Annotated in this window: 13 protein-coding genes; 8 read left to right on the top strand and 5 right to left on the bottom strand. The window is 73.8% G+C overall.

From position 1 onward, the window contains the following. Nucleotide 1 precedes the first annotated feature (1 nt). The 5 genes from J2S42_RS02685 to J2S42_RS02665 are packed head-to-tail and all read left to right on the top strand — an operon-like array spanning nt 2 to nt 4,878. Nucleotides 2-925 carry an ornithine carbamoyltransferase gene (locus tag J2S42_RS02685; RefSeq protein ID WP_307234842.1) on the top strand — a complete coding sequence of 308 codons (924 nt, stop codon included), beginning with the start codon at nt 2-4 and terminating at the stop codon, nt 923-925. Continuing rightward, on the top strand, nt 922-2,154 hold the full coding sequence (locus tag J2S42_RS02680; protein WP_307234841.1) for an MFS transporter: 1,233 nt from the start codon (nt 922-924) through the stop codon (nt 2,152-2,154). Before J2S42_RS02685 ends, J2S42_RS02680 begins: the two co-directional genes overlap by 4 nt. A gap of 52 nt (nt 2,155-2,206) precedes the next feature. Then, nucleotides 2,207-3,151, top strand: a complete 945-nt coding sequence (locus tag J2S42_RS02675) for a TauD/TfdA family dioxygenase (RefSeq protein WP_307234839.1) — start codon at nt 2,207-2,209, stop codon at nt 3,149-3,151. Nucleotides 3,152-3,166: 15 nt separating this feature from the next. After that, on the top strand, nt 3,167-4,129 hold the full coding sequence (locus tag J2S42_RS02670; RefSeq protein ID WP_307234836.1) for a TauD/TfdA family dioxygenase: 963 nt from the start codon (nt 3,167-3,169) through the stop codon (nt 4,127-4,129). Then, a complete protein-coding gene (locus tag J2S42_RS02665; RefSeq protein ID WP_307234834.1) occupies nt 4,126-4,878 on the top strand; it encodes a thioesterase II family protein in 753 nt (250 codons plus the stop codon). Before J2S42_RS02670 ends, J2S42_RS02665 begins: the two co-directional genes overlap by 4 nt. A 62-nt stretch (nt 4,879-4,940) precedes the next feature. Here the strand turns inward: J2S42_RS02665 and J2S42_RS02660 are convergent, their stop codons facing one another. Continuing rightward, the gene (locus J2S42_RS02660; RefSeq protein WP_307234832.1) at nt 4,941-5,522 is read right to left on the bottom strand and encodes a TetR/AcrR family transcriptional regulator; all 582 of its coding nucleotides are present in this window, start codon (nt 5,520-5,522) and stop codon (nt 4,941-4,943) included. An 87-nt stretch (nt 5,523-5,609) separates the two neighbouring features. On the opposite strand from J2S42_RS02660, the gene J2S42_RS02655 reads away from it, so the two are divergent. Continuing rightward, nucleotides 5,610-6,329, top strand: coding sequence for an MBL fold metallo-hydrolase (locus J2S42_RS02655; RefSeq protein WP_307234830.1), 720 nt, complete (start codon nt 5,610-5,612; stop codon nt 6,327-6,329). A 19-nt stretch (nt 6,330-6,348) separates the two neighbouring features. Here J2S42_RS02655 and J2S42_RS02650 read toward each other — a convergent pair whose 3' ends face one another. Continuing rightward, nucleotides 6,349-6,519, bottom strand: coding sequence for a hypothetical protein (locus J2S42_RS02650; RefSeq protein ID WP_307234828.1), 171 nt, complete (start codon nt 6,517-6,519; stop codon nt 6,349-6,351). Nucleotides 6,520-6,705: 186 nt separating this feature from the next. Between J2S42_RS02650 and J2S42_RS02645 the strand changes: the two genes are divergently transcribed. Beyond that, the gene (locus J2S42_RS02645) at nt 6,706-9,039 is read left to right on the top strand and encodes a hypothetical protein (protein WP_307234827.1); all 2,334 of its coding nucleotides are present in this window, start codon (nt 6,706-6,708) and stop codon (nt 9,037-9,039) included. On the opposite strand, the gene J2S42_RS02640 is transcribed toward J2S42_RS02645, so the two are convergent. Continuing rightward, nucleotides 9,011-9,376 (bottom strand): MmyB family transcriptional regulator, encoded by a 366-nt coding sequence (locus J2S42_RS02640; protein WP_370879139.1) that lies wholly within the window; start codon nt 9,374-9,376, stop codon nt 9,011-9,013. The two genes, J2S42_RS02645 and J2S42_RS02640, sit on opposite strands and share 29 nt — an antisense overlap. 271 nt (nt 9,377-9,647) lie before the next feature. Between J2S42_RS02640 and J2S42_RS02635 the strand changes: the two genes are divergently transcribed. Next, nucleotides 9,648-10,148 carry a YdeI/OmpD-associated family protein gene (locus J2S42_RS02635; RefSeq protein ID WP_307234826.1) on the top strand — a complete coding sequence of 167 codons (501 nt, stop codon included), beginning with the start codon at nt 9,648-9,650 and terminating at the stop codon, nt 10,146-10,148. 63 nt (nt 10,149-10,211) lie between these two features. On the opposite strand, the gene J2S42_RS02630 is transcribed toward J2S42_RS02635, so the two are convergent. Beyond that, nucleotides 10,212-12,170 (bottom strand): hybrid sensor histidine kinase/response regulator, encoded by a 1,959-nt coding sequence (locus tag J2S42_RS02630; protein WP_307234825.1) that lies wholly within the window; start codon nt 12,168-12,170, stop codon nt 10,212-10,214. A 121-nt stretch (nt 12,171-12,291) separates the two neighbouring features. Beyond that, complete coding sequence (locus J2S42_RS02625; RefSeq protein WP_307234823.1) at nt 12,292-14,604, bottom strand: discoidin domain-containing protein; 2,313 nt, start codon at nt 14,602-14,604, stop codon at nt 12,292-12,294. Between the last annotated feature and the right edge of the window lie 11 nt (nt 14,605-14,615).

Raw genomic sequence — 14,615 nt, 5'->3', positions numbered from 1 at the left:
CATGACACGGCACCTCATCTCCATCGACGACCTCGACGACGAGGCGCTGCACTGGATCGTGGCCCGCGGTGTGCAGCACGCCGCGGGCCCGGTGGACGGCACCGGCCTGGACGGCGCGGTCGTCGGCGTCTACTTCCGCCGCACCTCCACCCGCACCCGGACCGCGTTCAGCGCCGGCACGCTGCGCCTCGGCGGCCGGCTCGTCACGTACGGGCCCGGTGACCTGCAGACGAACACGGGCGAGACCACCGAGGACACCGGGCGGGTGCTGTCGCTGATGCTCGACGTGCTGGTGGCCCGCACCGCGGACGACCCCGCCGAGATGCGCGCCTGGGCCGGCCAGCGGCGGATGGCGGTGATCAACGCGATGAGCGCGGACGAGCACCCCACCCAGGCACTGGCCGACCTGTCCACCCTGCAGCGCCGGTTCGGCGCCGTCGACGGGCTGCGGCTGCTCTACGTGGGCGAGGGCAACAACACCGCGTCCGCGCTCGCGCTGGCTCTCAGCCGATACCCCGGCGTCACGCTCGACCTGCGCACCCCGCCCGGGTACGGCCTGACGCCGCAGGTCCACGAGCGGCTGCGCCGGGCCGGTACGGCCGCCGGCACGGTGATCCGGGAACGCCACGACATGGACGACCTGCCCACCGGCGTCGACGTCGTCTACACCACCCGGTGGGAGACGACCGGCACCGTCAAACCGGACCCGGACTGGCGCACCGTCTACGCGCCGTTCCAGGTCTCCGCGCGGCTGTGGGACGACAACCCCAAGGCCGTGTTCCTGCACGACCTGCCGGCCCACCGCGGCGACGAGGTGACCGCGGAGGTGCTCGACGGCCCGCACAGCCTCGCCTTCGACCAGGCGGCGATGAAGATGTACAGCGCCATGGCGGTGCTGGAGTGGTGCCGCGGCGCCGGCCGGTGACCGCCGCACCGGGCCTGCGCCGCAACCGCGACTTCCTGCTGCTGTGGACCGGTGCCGGGCTCGGCCAGCTGGCCTGGCGTGCCGACTCGATCGTCTACCCGCTGCTGGTCCTCTGGCACACCGGCTCACCGGCCCAGGCCGGGCTGGTCGGCCTCGCCGTACAGCTGCCGCAGCTGGTGGCGCAGCTGCCCGCCGGGGTGCTGGTCGACCGCTGGAACCGGCGGCGCACCATGCTCGCCTGCGACGCCGGCCGCGCGCTGCTGACCGGCGCGCTCGCCGCCGGGCTGCTGCTCGGGCACTGGTCGCTGCCGGTGCTGCTGGCCGTGGCGTTCCTGGAGGGTGCGCTCGGCGTGTTCCACCGGCTCGCCGACCGGGCGCTGGTGCGCACCGTCGTGCACCCGGACGACCTGTCCGCGGCGCTGTCCCGGCACGAGGCCCGCGGCCGGGCCGCCGGGCTGATCGGCCAGCCGGCCGGGACCGCGCTGTTCGCGCTGCTGCGCTGGCTGCCGTTCGTGTTCACGACACTGGCGTACCTGGTGTCGCTGATCTCCGTCTGGGGCATCCGGGCCACCGCGCCGCCGGCCGCCCGGCGCCGGGAGCGCAGCCTCACCGCGGAGCTGGCCGACGGGGTGCGCGCGGCCTGGTCCGACCGGTTCCTGCGGGTGGTGATGTTCCTGGTGGCCGGCAGCAACGTGCTGTTCCAGGTGTTCACGCTGGCCGTCATCATGATCATCCATGACGCGGGCGGCTCACCGGCCGCGGTCGGCGTGGTGATGGCGATGAGCGGCGCCGGCGGCGTGGCGGGCGCGCTCACCGGCAACGCCTGGACGTCCCGGCTCAGCACCCGGGCCGTGGTGATCACCGGCTTCGCCGCCTGGGCGGTGCTCATCCCGCTGGCCGTGCCGGCCCGTCACCCGGTGCTGCTCGGACTGCTCTATGCGCTGATGAGCTACATCGGCGCGGTGTTCAACGTGGCCGGCGCGATCTACCAGGTCCGCACTACACCGGACGCGCAACAGGGCCGGGTGGCCAGCGTGCTGGCGCTGCTCGGCTCCGGCGCGAACGCGCTCGGCCCGGCCGCCGGTGGCGCCGCCCTGTCCGCGGCCGGCACCGGGCACGTGCTGCTCGGGCTCGGCGCGGTCATGCTCGCGCTCGCCGTCGTCGCCGTGCTCAGCCCGAGCCTGCGCGCACCGGCACCGGACGCGGTCGCGCATATGGAAACGGTATAGAGACCGGTCGCATCCTGCCCCGGTGACAGTCCATCCCCTGAGGGAGGAACCGATGGAGACCCGCCGCCGCTGGCTGCCCACCGAGATCGACCCGGAGACCGCCGGCGTACCGGCGACCCCGGAGGGCCTGCTGCGCCACCTCACCGACGGGGGAGCGCCGCTGGAGGACCGGCTGACCGAGGCCAAGGCGCTGGTCTTCCGCGGCTTCGGCCTGCGACCGGACGCGCTGGAGCCGATCATGAACTTCCTGCTGCCGAACCGGCTCGCGTACGTGCACGGCAACTCGCCGCGCACCAAGGTCGGCGCGAACCTCTACACCTCCACGGAGTACCCGCCGGAGTTCGTCATCTCGATGCACAACGAGCTGTCGTACGCGGCGAAGTGGCCGACCCGGCTGATGTTCTTCTGCGAGCAGGCGGCCGAGACCGGCGGCGCCACGCCCGTCGTCGACGGCACGCTGTGGCTGGACTCGCTCGACCCGGAGGTCTCCGCGGCGTTCGCCGCCGGCCTGCGCTACACCCAGAACCTGCACGACGGGTACGGCCTGGGCAAGAGCTGGCAGGACACGTTCGAGACCGGCGACCGCGCGGAGGTGGAGCGTTTCCTGGCCGGTACCGAGGCCGAGTGGACCTGGAAGCCGGACGGCAGCCTGCGCGTCACCCAGCTGCGCCCGGCGACCGTCAAGCACCCGGTCACCGGCGAGGAGGTCTGGTTCAACCAGGCCGACCAGTGGCACGCGGCCGCACTCGGCGACGACACCGCGGCCGCCCTCGCGGCCATCATGCCGCCGGAGGACCTGCCCCAGTCGGTCGCGTTCGCCGACGGCTCGCCGATCCCGGGGGAGTGGGCGGTGCACATCCGCGACGTCGGGCTGGCGTCCGCGGTGGACGTCGACTGGCGTACCGGCGATCTGATGCTCATCGACAACATCGCGGTCGGCCACGGCCGCCGGTCGTTCACCGGCAAGCGGCGCGTGCTCGTCGCGATGTCGGACTGACGGGAGGGGCACCGCATGACACCGCAAGCACCGGCCCGGACCACCCTGCCGTACGTGATCGAGGCGGACGGCCCCGGCGACGACCTCACGGCCCGGCTGGCAGCGGACCGCGCCGCACTGCACGACCGGCTCGTCCGGCACGGCGCCGTGCTGTTCCGCGGGTACACGGTCGGCGGCGTGCCCGGCATGGACGCGGCCGTCCGCGCGCTCTCCGGCGAACCACTGGCCTACGAGGAGCGCTCGTCGCCGCGCAGCACGATCGAGGGGCGCGTCTACACCTCGACGGACTACCCGGCCGACGAGGAGATCTTCCTGCACAACGAGAACTCGTACCAGGCCGGCTGGCCGCGCACGCTGTTCTTCTACTGCGTCAGCCCGCCCGGCACGCGGGGCGCCACGCCGCTGGCCGACGTCCGCGAGGTGTACCGGCTGATCGACCCCGCGATCCGGGACGAGTTCGCGCGGCGCCGGTGGATGGTGGTCCGGAACTTCCACCCGCGCATCGGCACCCCGTGGCAGCGTGCGTTCAACACCGGCGACCGGGCCGTCGTCGAGGCGTACTGCGCCCGGTCCGGGCTGCGCGCCGAGTGGCACGGTGACGCGTTGCGCACCACCGCGGTCCGGGACGCCGTGCACGTCCACCCGGACACCGGCGTGCCGGTCTGGTTCAACCACGCCACGTTCTTCCACGTCACCACGCTCGCGCCGGACGTGCGCGAAGGCCTGCTGGAACTGTTCACCGAGGAGGAGCTGCCGACCAACACCTACTACGGTGACGGCGGGCGGATCCCGGACGAGGTGATGGACCACCTGCGCTCCTGCTACCGCGCCGCGACCGTACGCTTCGACTGGCAGCTCGACGACCTGCTGGTGGTCGACAACATGACCGCGGCGCACGGCCGGGAGCCGTTCACCGGCCCGCGCCGGATCGCGGTGGCGATGGCCGAGGCACACCACGGCACGCCGGTGGCCTCGTGACCACGGCGCTGCCCGGCACGTCGACCCGCTGGTTCCGCCGCTACCGCCCGGTGGCCCGCCCTCGCCTGCGGCTGGTCTGCCTGCCGCACGCCGGTGGCGGGCCCACCGCGTTCCGCACCTGGGCCGGCGGCCTGCCGGACGACGTGGAGCTGCTCTCCGCCTGTTATCCGGGCCGCCAGGACCGCATGCGCGAGCCGATCCCCGCGACGCTGGCCGCGCTGGCCGATCCGCTCGCCGAGGCGCTGCTGCCGCTGCTGGACCGGCCGGTCGCGCTGTTCGGCCACAGCATGGGCGCCACCGTCGCGTACGAGGTGGCGCTGCGCCTGGAACGACACGGCGCCGTACCCCGGCGGGTCTTCGTCTCCGGCCGTGCCGCCCCGCACCGGGTGCCGCCCGGCACGCTGCACCGCGGCGCCGACCAGGCCCTGATCGACGCCGTGCGCCGGCTCGACGACGTGCACCGGTCCGCCTGGGACGATCCGGACCTGGCCGAGCTGCTGCTCCCGGTGCTGCGCGCCGACTACCGCATGATCGAGACCTACCGCCCGCCACCGATCCTGCCGCGCCTGGCCGCACCCGTCACCGCCTACGCCGGCGCCCGCGACACCGACGGCCGGCTCCCCGACTTCGAGGCCTGGTCCCACACCACCACCGGCGGATTCCGCTTGCGCGTCTTCCCCGGCGGCCACTTCTTCCTCGTCCCCGAGGAAACCACCCTGCTCGCCGACCTCACCACCCACCTCGCCTGATCCCGTCCCGGGTGCCCTCCGCCGCGGAGGGAGCCCGGGACGCTCCGGGACGCCAGCGGCGGTCAGTCCGCCGGCGTGGGCCGGGTGGGGGCGGTCAGCGCGTCGGCGAGGCGGGTGATGCCGAACTCGTAGGCGTCGTTCACGTCTCCGCCGAGGTTGAACGCGCCGGCCAGTTCCATGCTGACGAAACCGTGCGCCCACGCGGTCAGTGTGCGGGCGGCCTCCAGCGCGTGCTCGGGCCCGGCGAGCGCGGCGGCCACCCGCAGGACCGGAGCGGCGGCGTCGGCCACCGCGCCGGGGTCGGGGCGGGCGGCACCCGGTGCGCTCGCGAAGATCAGGTGATAGGCGGCCGGGTGCGCGTGGGCGAACGCGCGGAACGCCCGGACCGCGTCGGCCAGCACCCGCCGGGGCTCGCCCGTGGTCTCCACCGCGGCCAGCGCCTCGCCGAGATCGCGCACGCTCGCCTCGGCGGTCAGCCGGATCAGGTCGTCGCGGCCGCGTACCCGCTTGTAGAGCGACGGTGCCCGCACGCCGACCCGGGTCGCGACGGCCTGCATGGTCAGGCCGGCGAGCCCGTCCCGTTCCAGGAGGTCGCGCGCGGCCGTGATGATCTCCGTCAGCGACGTCCGTTCCGGCGCCGGCATGTGTACTCCCTTGATAGCTATGGACCATAGCCATGATGGCTATGTATCGTAGCCATCCTACCCGGGCCCCAGGAAGGACGGACCATCATGAGACTCCACGACGGACTGCACCGGATCGGCAACGACATCGTCGCGGCGTACCTGGTGGTGACCGGTGACGGCGTCACCGTGATCGACGCCGGGCTGCCCGGGCACTGGCGGGAGCTGGTCGCGGAACTGCGCATGCTGGGGCTCGGGCCGGCCGACGTGCGCGGCGTCGTGCTCACCCACGGCGACAGCGACCACGTCGGGTTCGCCGAACGGCTGCGGCGCGACCACGGCGTGCCGATCCACGTCCACGGCGGCGACGCCGCCCGCGCCCGCGGCGAGGTCAGCACCAGTCCCGCGTGGGGCCGGGTGCGCCTCGGGCCGCTGGCCCGGTTCATCGGGTACGCGGCGAGCCGGGGCGGGCTCCGCACGGCGTACCCGCGCGAGGTCGTCGAGGTGAACGACGGCGACGTGCTCGGTCTGCCCGGCACGCCGCGCGTGGTCGGGCTGCCGGGGCACTCGCCGGGCAGCATCGCGGTGCACGTGCCGATGGTGGACGCGATCTTCGTCGGTGACGGTCTCACCACCCGGCACGTGCTGACCGGCCGGCGCGGCCCGCAGCCGGCGCCGTTCACCGACGACCCGGCCGCCGCGCTCGCCTCGCTCGACCGGCTCGTGGCCCGGGGGATCGCGGCGACCTGGGTGCTGCCGGGGCACGGCACGCCGTGGAACGGCGGTCTCGCCGAGGCCGTCCGCCAGGTCCGCCGAAGCCGTGCCTGAGCACGCGAGGTGACCGCACTCACCGTTGCACCGGCCCGTGGCGGTCGACGAACGCGTCGGTGACCCGCAGCGAGCCCAGCACGTTCGCGTCCAGGAGCGCGGCGGCCGCGGCCGCGCCGGTGTGCTCCAGCGGCGCGACCACGCTGTTCACGGCCGCGTTGTCGACCAGCACGTCCAGCCGCCCGTACACGGCGCCTGCAGGTCCCCGGCAGCGACGTGCGGATCGTCGTCTGCTCACCGGCGCCGGACACCCCGGACGCCGATCGCCTCGCGCGTCTGGTGGCCGGCGGCGCCGTACGTGCGCCGGGTGCCGGGTACCGATGACACCCGGCGCGCGGACCCGGGAATGTCGGTGGGGACGGCTATCGTGCGCGGCATGGGAGCACGCCGGGAGACAGCCGCGCGGGGGACGCTCGCGGCACGGGTGGACGAGCGGGCCCGCGCGGCGGCACCCGGGGACGCCGCGCGCCTGATCAACCGGATCCTGGCCCGCCGGGCGGACGCCCACGCCGGCGCCCGGTCCCCCGTCCTGCTGGAACTGGCCGGCCTGCTCGCCGGGCGGCTCCGGGCCGACGGCGTGCCGGTCGTGCCACCGCACCGCTCGATGTCCCGCGACCTGGACGTCTACGACCTGCTGCTGGCGGCGGGCGCACCGGTCGATCCGGGCACCGTCGACCTGGTCGCCTGGTTCGCCGACGACACGCCCGGGCGCCGGGACCTGCGGGCGCTGGCCTCCCACCCCGCGGTGCGCGACCGGTTCCGGGAGGCGGCGTTCGCGCTGCTGACCCGGCGTGACTTCGGGGCCGATCCGTCCGGCCGCCGGCCGCTGCATCCGCTGGTGCTGGCCCGGGCGATGTCCGTGCCCGGCGTGGCCGCGGCGCTGCGGGCCGAGGTGGAGTCGTCGACCGCGCGCCTCGGCGAACTGCCGATCGGCCCGATCGCCGAGGTGGTGGGCCGGTTGGCGCCGCTACGGTCCGCGGCCGGGCGTGCCGCGTTCGGCCCGCTGCTGGACCGGGTCGCCGGCCTCGACGTCGCCGCCGCACTCGGCCGGACGCTGCGCGCCGGTCTCGCCGAGGAACTGGTCTGGCCCGCGTACGAGCAGGCGTACGCGGAACTGGACCCGTCGCGCGTCCGCCGGGTCGGGCGGTGGCCGCTGCTGGCCCTCTACGACGGCACGAGCGCGGTGGTCCTCACACCCGACGGCATCGCCGGGCGCTACGCCGCCGGGGTGCCGGGCCAGCCGGAGGCGGCCGGCACGGCGCTGTGCGAGCTGCGGGCCGGCCGCCTGCTGGTGACCTGGTACGACCAGGACGGCGGCCACGGCTACTGGGCGGACCGCCCGGAGACCGTGTTCCCGCTCGGCGACTCCGACGCCGGCACGCTCCCGGACCCCCCGGAGCAACCCCCGCCCGGCGTCCGGGACTGGGCCGTGGCGCAGACCGCGCACGGACCGGTCGTGCGCACGTCCGACGGCCGGGAGCTGCCGCTGCCCCCGGACGCGGACGTCGCCGAGATCGCCGGAGTGCTGCGCCTCCCCGGAACGGACGTGCTGTTCACCGCCACCCCGATCGGCACGGTGACGATCTGGGACCCGCTGACCGGCACGGCCGCCCACGGGGAGCCGGAGGCGGGCGGGCCGATGTGGCTGCCCCCGGCCGGCTGGTGGCACCTGATGCGGCCGCGTGACCCGGCGGCGTCGGCGATGCTGCGCGCCGGCACCGCCCCACCCGCGCACACCGACCGGGTGCTGGCCGGCGCGGTGCACCGCGTCACCGCCGAGGCCGCCCGGCTCGCCGCGGAGACGAACCGGTTCACCACCGTCGCGGGTACGCCGGAAGCCGCACCGGGCGCCCACGATCTGCACGTCACCAATGGCCTGTCCGGGTTCTCGTCCGCCGGCCGTCCGCGGTACCGGACGGCCGCCGCCCCGGGCACGCTGCCCGGATATCGCACCCTCGAACACCTGGCCCACGTGCGCGACTTGCTCCGTGCCGGGCAGGGCGGCACGGCCGGCGGGTGGCCGGACGTACCGCTGTGGTGGCGTGTCCTTCCCACGCTCGGCGCGGCCGGGTTGCGGGCCGCGATGGCGACCACGCCGGAACCGGTCCGCGAGGCACTGGCCGCGCTGCTGACCGAGCTGACCACCCCCGAGTTCGCCCGCGCCCGCGCGGTCACCGTGGAGATCGATCACGGGGCGGACGCCCCGGCCGGCGGGATCGTGCTGGAGCGGCTGGGCAGCACGCCCGGGCGCGAGACGATCGTGCTGCTCACGGCCGAGGAGCCGGACGCCGGGTACGGCCCGCTGCGGCGGCTGGTGGAACTGCTGGCGGACCGCGGCCCGGTCCGGTGGGATCCCGGCTGGGCGCTCCACCTGCCGATGCCGCCGGCCACCGCCACGGTCCTGCTGACCGGTGCGCTCTACGTGGCGGCCGACGACCCGGCGGTGCCGCCCGGGTTCCTGTCCGCGACCGGCCTGACCGCGCGCCGGGAGCGGGCCGAGGCCCGCAAACTGGCCCGCCTGCCCGCGGACCGGCTGCGCCGGCTGCTGCACGCGGCCATGCCCACCGACCCGGAGCGGTTGTGGCACTCCGGCCCGGACACCGCCGCGCTCGCGGCGGCCTGGCTCGACGACACCCGGCACCGCACCGCGGCGAGCGTGCCGGAGGGCCGCGCGGCCGCCGCTACCCCGGCACGTCGATCCGGCCGATGACGTTCAGCAGTTCGAGCTGCTCCACGGCGGTGCTGCCCGGGACGGGGGTGAACCACAGCAGGCGCTGGCCGCCGTCCTCGCTGAGCAGGCTCAGGCAGTTCAGCTCGATCTCGCCGACCGTGGGGTGCAGGAGACGTTCACGGTCCGCGCGGCGGACGGCCACGTGCTGCCGAGCCCACAGGTCCCGGAACTCGGCGCTGGTCCTCAGCAGCCGCCGAAACCGAGTTCCCGTGGGTCGAGCCGATCGCGGCGTGACCTGAGGAATCCGCCCAGTGCCGCCAGGTCCCTTCGCCCAGTATCGCCTCGGCGCGGATGCGCAACCAGGTGGTGACGGCACCACCCCGCGCCGCCCGCACAGCCGGGTGGCGCCGCCGTCACCAGGACGAACAGCGCCTGGCTCGGCCGTACCGGCGCGGGCGTCGTGCGGGGTGTCAGGTCATTCGCCGACCGCAGACGGGAACGCACAGTGCACGTTCGCTCGATCATCCGCGTCCTGGCCTCGCGCACGGCGGACGCGCCGTAGACTGCGATACCGGCAGCTGCCGAGGTCTCGGCCCGGCTGTCGCACCCGGTGCGTGACGGCCTAACCCGCGGAAGCCGGTGAGCAGGTGGACGAGCTGGAACCGCATCCCCCGGAGGCTGACGCAGGCGGCGGGTGGGTCGCTTTCGACGCTCCGCTCGAGCTTCTCCCGTGGGGCCGTAACACGTACACCGTCCTGTACCTCGACGACCTTCTCCAGGACGCCGTCACCGTGGCGGCCACCCGGCGCGTCGAGGGCCGCCTCGGCACGGTGGACGTCAACCTCGGGGTCAACAAGGCCGACGTCGCGCGCCGCCCGTTCATGTACGTCGGCGTCGCGCTGCAACGCAGGATCGGCGCTCAGGCCGGCGGCGTCGTGGCATGCCGGCTGCGGCCGGCCGACCCCGACCACGTACCGGTGCCGGCCGACGTCCAGGTGGCCCTCGACGCCTCGGGCCGTAACGACGCCTTCGCGCGCTGCCGTCCCGCCGAGCGCCGGCGGCTGCTGCGGCCGATCGAGGAGGCCGAACGGGCACCGGCACGGCAGCGCCGCATCGAGGCGCTGGTCCGTGCGCTGCCTCAGCGCTGAACGACGCGGCCGCCGTGGATTCCCGCGACGGCGCGACGCCTTCCGGCAGGCACGGGTAGCGCGTCAGGCGCCGGCGAGGGTGCGCTGGAGGGTGTCGAGCAGGTCGGCTTCGGTGAACGGCTTGGTGACCAGGTTGACGTCGGGGTGGAGGGCGCCGTCGGTGACGACGAACGGTTCGGCGTAACCGGACATGAACACCACGGGTAGATCGGGGCGGATGGTGTGCAGCCGGTCGGCGAGGTCCTTGCCCTGCATGTGCGGCATGACCACGTCGGTGAGCACCAGGTCGATGACCTGGTCGTGATTCTCCGCGATCTTGATCGCTTCCGGGCCGTTGGCGGCGGTGTGCACCCGGTAGCCGCTGCGGGTGAGGATCCGGCGGGTCACCTCGCGCAGCGCGTCCTCGTCCTCGACGACGAGGATCGTCTCGCCGCCCGGGCGCGGCCGGCGGGCCGGCGGTGCGGTCGCGGGCTCCGGGATGTCGTCGGTGGCGGGGATGAGGGCGATGAAGGCCGTGCCGGCGCCGGGTGCGGACTGGACGGTGGTGTAGCCGCCGGCCTGGCTGATGATGCCGTAGACGGTGGCGAGTCCGAGTCCGGTGCCCTGGCCCTTCGGTTTGGTGGTGAAGAACGGTTCGAAGACGCGGTCGAGTACGTCGGGCGGCATCCCGGTGCCGGTATCGGCGATCCGGATGCGCGCGTAGCGGCCGGGTCGTACGGCCGGTGTGGTGCCGGGTGGCGGTTCGTGCACCTCGTGGTTGAGGGTGTGCACGGTGAGGGTGCCGCCCTGGGGCATGGCGTCGCGCGCGTTGACCGCGAGGTTGACGAGGACCTGTTCGATCTGCCCGGGATCGGCCAGCACCGGCCACAGTCCGGGCGCGAGCTCGGTGTGCAGCCGCACGTGTTCGCCGAGCGTGCGGCGCAGCAACTGCTCGACCTCGATGATCACACTGTTGAGGTCCAGCACGCGGGGGCGCACGACCTCGCGCCGGCCGAAGGCCAGCAGCTGATGGGTCAGTTCGGTGGCGCGGTTACCGGCCCGGATCACCTGGCGCAGATCCGCGGCGGCATCGGCCCAGGCGCCGTCCGGTTCCCGGGCGGCGGCGTCGTCGATGAGTTCGGCGACGAAGTTGGTGTAGTTGAGCATGACCGCGAGCAGATTGTTGAAGTCGTGCGCGACACCGCCGGCGAGCTGCCCCAGGCTCTCCAGGCGCTGCGACTGGTGCAGTCGTGCCTCGAGGCGTTCCCGTTCGGCCGCGGCCTTGAGCCGTTCCCGTTCGGCGTCCGCTTCGACGCGGTCGGTGACGTCCCGCACGGCGGCGGAGACGATCAGCCCGTCCTCGGTCTCGATCGACGACAGGCTGATCTCGGCGGGAAATCGCGTACCGTCCTTGCGGACCGCGGACAGCGGTTGTCCCTCGCCCATCGGCCGGGGCCGGGGATCGGCGAAGTAGCGTGCCCGGTGCGCGGGATGCCGGGGGCGCAGCGATTCCGGGATCAGTATTTCGATGGGCTGACCGAACAGCTCGTCCCGTGGGTAACCGAACATGCGCTCCGCCTGCGCGTTGACCAGGGCGATCCGGCCGTCCGTGGCGACGCCGACGATCGCATCCGGTGCCGCTTCCAGCAGAGCCCGGAACTTCGCCTCACTGCGCACTCGGTCGGTGACGTCCCGGACGACCGAGACGATCAGTATCCCGTCCTCGGTGTGAATCGCGGACAGGGAGATCTCGGTGGGGAAGCTGCTGCCGTCCGCCCGGCGTGCGGACAGCGCACGCCCGGCGCCCATCGGACGCGGTTTCGGTTCCCGCACGTAGCCGTCGCGTAATCGCGGGTGCCGGGCGCGCAACGGCTCCGGGATGAGCGCCTCGATCGGCTGGTCCAGCAGCTGAGCACGGGTGTAACCGAACATGCGCTCCGCTTCGGCGTTGACCAGGACGATCCGGCCGTCCTGATCCGTACCGATGATGGCATCCGCGGCCGCCTCGACCAGCTGGGCCGCGACCGTCTCCAGCGGAAACACCTCGTCCACCTCCCCGGGCCCTGTTCGTGAGCATAGAAGCGGTACGTTCCCGGTGGGACCGTTTCGGTCGCTTCCGGCAGCCGGCGTCGCGGGCTCCCTCGCCGGAGGGAGCCCGCGACGCTCACGGCGTGAACAGGACGTCGTCGACCAGGTATTTGTCGCCGACGGTGGCGGTGCCGTTGCTGGCCAGGCCGTAGCCGGTCAGCGTGGCCGCCCTGGTGGAGGCCGGCACGTCCGGCGCCACGGTGACGCCGCCGACCTGGATCGACGCCCGCATGGTGTCCGCCGTGACGCGCAGCGTCGACCAGTTGTTCTCGGTCACCACGCCGGGCCCGGTCAGGTTGATCCAGGCGTTGCCGTCGTGCCGGGCGATCCGGCCGTCCGCGGTGACCGCGAGATGGTACGCGGTCACGTCCTTCCCGGCGGCGTCCCGGCCGTGCAGGTCGACCAGGAAACCGAGCAGGTGCAGCGGCTTCAGCCGGAACTCCAGCGTCCTGGTGGGGCTGGGCGTGCCGGGCCGGTCCACCCGGGCGATGTGGTTGGCGTTGGTGTCCACGATGACCAGCGCGGACGCGCTGTCGTTGTCGGCCAGCGCCGGATCGCGCTGGGTCTGCCAGCTCTGCACGATGTCGGTGAAGCCGCGCGGGCGGTTGTTGACCGGGTCGTTCTCGAACGAGTTGATCGACGAGTAGAGCTCCAGCTCGTTCAGGAAGGAGCAGCTGCCGGTCAGGTGCGGGGCACAGGCGCTGGACGCGTCCACCTCGATCTTGACGAAGCGGGCCTCGGCCGGCGTGGGCAGCGTGAAGAACTCCATCGCCAGGTGGGTCCGGTCCGCCGCGACGGCGACCGGCTGCCCCCAGGTGACGCCGTCGGAGGACAGGTGGACCCGGCCGGTGGCCGTGCGCCCGTTACGCAGGCTCAGGCCGATCTTGGTCAGTGGGTACGAGCGGTCCAGGTGCAGCACGTACGTGCCGGCGCCGCCGGTGTTGACCGCGCTCGACCAGTATTCGGTGCTGCCGTCGAAGGCGCCGTCGACGCGCGCCCGCGGGTGCCCGGGAACGGACGACGTCATGTTCCCGCTGACGGTTATCTTTCCCTTGCGGTATTTCGTGGCCAGGTCGATGCGCCCGACGTCCGGGGTCAGCACGTCGATCCAGCGCCGCCAGACCCGGGTCTGCTTGTCCACGGTGAACCGGCTGCCCGACGTGGCCGTGCAGGACCAGGTGACGTCGCAGTTGTCGCCGACCACGACGGCACGGTTCGCGGACACGTAGTCGATGCCGCCGTACCCGGTGGAGCCGCGGTGCCGGTCACCGTCGGTAGGGCAGTTGCGGTAGGTCAGCTGCCCGATCCAGCCGGTGCCCTGGCCGTCGGTGGAGATGGCCACCCAGTTGTCCGGCCGGCCGGCCCGCAGCACCAGCGCACCGTTCGGCATCAGCTTCAGGTCGGGCGCGACCGCCTCCAGCTTCTTCGTGGTGTCGTCCATCGGGTCGTAGCCGTACGGGAACGTCACGCTGAGATCCCGCAACGGCGTCCAGGTCGCCCCGTTGTCCGCCGAGGTGGTCCAGACCGGCACGCCGACGTCGTCCAGCGAACCGGCGCTGTTGGGCACGTGGTGCCGGACCACCGCGATCAGTTTGCCGTTCGGCAGCGCCGCGAGACCGGTCTCGTTGTAGGAGTTGGCGGCGTCGGCCGGGGCGAGGATCCCGCGCCGGGTGAACGTGCGCCCGCCGTCCGTGCTGGCCTGCAGTTGCACGCGATAGTTGGCGCTGTCGGCGTACTTGCCGTAGACGGCGAACACGATGTCGCCGTTGGGCAGCTCCAGCGGGACGCTGGCCGTCCGGCCGCCGTGGAAGTACACGCCCATGTCGACCAGGACGTCCTCGGAGGCCCAGGTACGGCCCTCGTCGGTGGAACGATACGCGGTGAGGCGCACGTGCCGGCCGACGTTGTAGGGCGGGGGCTGGGTCTTGAACGAGTAGGCGAGCAGCGAGCCGTCGCGCAGCCGGATCGCCGACGTCTGCACGGCCCGGGCCGGGTCGTCGAGGTAGGTTGCGGCCGGGAACGTGGCGCCGTCGTCGACGGACTCCAGTTGCGCGCTGAGCCCGGTGATGTTCGGGTCGTCGCGGGTCAGCCCGAACCGGGCGTACTGCCGCCGGACCGGTGTCCCGTCGGTGGCCACCGCGTCCACCGCGAGCACGCCCGGGAATGCGGCCTGTACCGGCGTGCTGCCCGGCGCGTCGTCACCCGGCGGATCCCATACCGTGCCGAACTCGCTGGCCCCGCCGACGTTCAGCACGTACCCGGCCGGATCCTGCCCGGCGCCACCCGGTGGTGTGCCGTTGACGGCGACGCCGCAGGCCGGGTCGTTCCGGACCGCCGCGCGCGCGGGCGCGGCACCGAACCCGGCCACCGTCACCGTCGTCACCGTCACGGCCGCCAGCA

The sequence above is a fragment of the Catenuloplanes indicus genome, assembly GCF_030813715.1.
Taxonomy (GTDB): domain Bacteria; phylum Actinomycetota; class Actinomycetes; order Mycobacteriales; family Micromonosporaceae; genus Catenuloplanes; species Catenuloplanes indicus.
Note: the sequence above shows the minus strand (reverse complement) of the source record. Positions and strands in the feature narration are given on the sequence as shown.

What these genes read in the sequence shown, in the direction of transcription:
- J2S42_RS02675 (WP_307234839.1), top strand. Translation starts at nt 2,207, where the DNA reads ATGGAGACCCGCCGCCGCTGGCTGCCCACCGAGATCGACCCGGAGACC.
- J2S42_RS02660 (WP_307234832.1), bottom strand. Translation starts at nt 5,522, where the DNA reads ATGCCGGCGCCGGAACGGACGTCGCTGACGGAGATCATCACGGCCGCG.
- J2S42_RS02670 (WP_307234836.1), top strand. Translation starts at nt 3,167, where the DNA reads ATGACACCGCAAGCACCGGCCCGGACCACCCTGCCGTACGTGATCGAG.
- J2S42_RS02645 (WP_307234827.1), top strand. Translation starts at nt 6,706, where the DNA reads ATGGGAGCACGCCGGGAGACAGCCGCGCGGGGGACGCTCGCGGCACGG.
- J2S42_RS02685 (WP_307234842.1), top strand. Translation starts at nt 2, where the DNA reads ATGACACGGCACCTCATCTCCATCGACGACCTCGACGACGAGGCGCTG.
- J2S42_RS02655 (WP_307234830.1), top strand. Translation starts at nt 5,610, where the DNA reads ATGAGACTCCACGACGGACTGCACCGGATCGGCAACGACATCGTCGCG.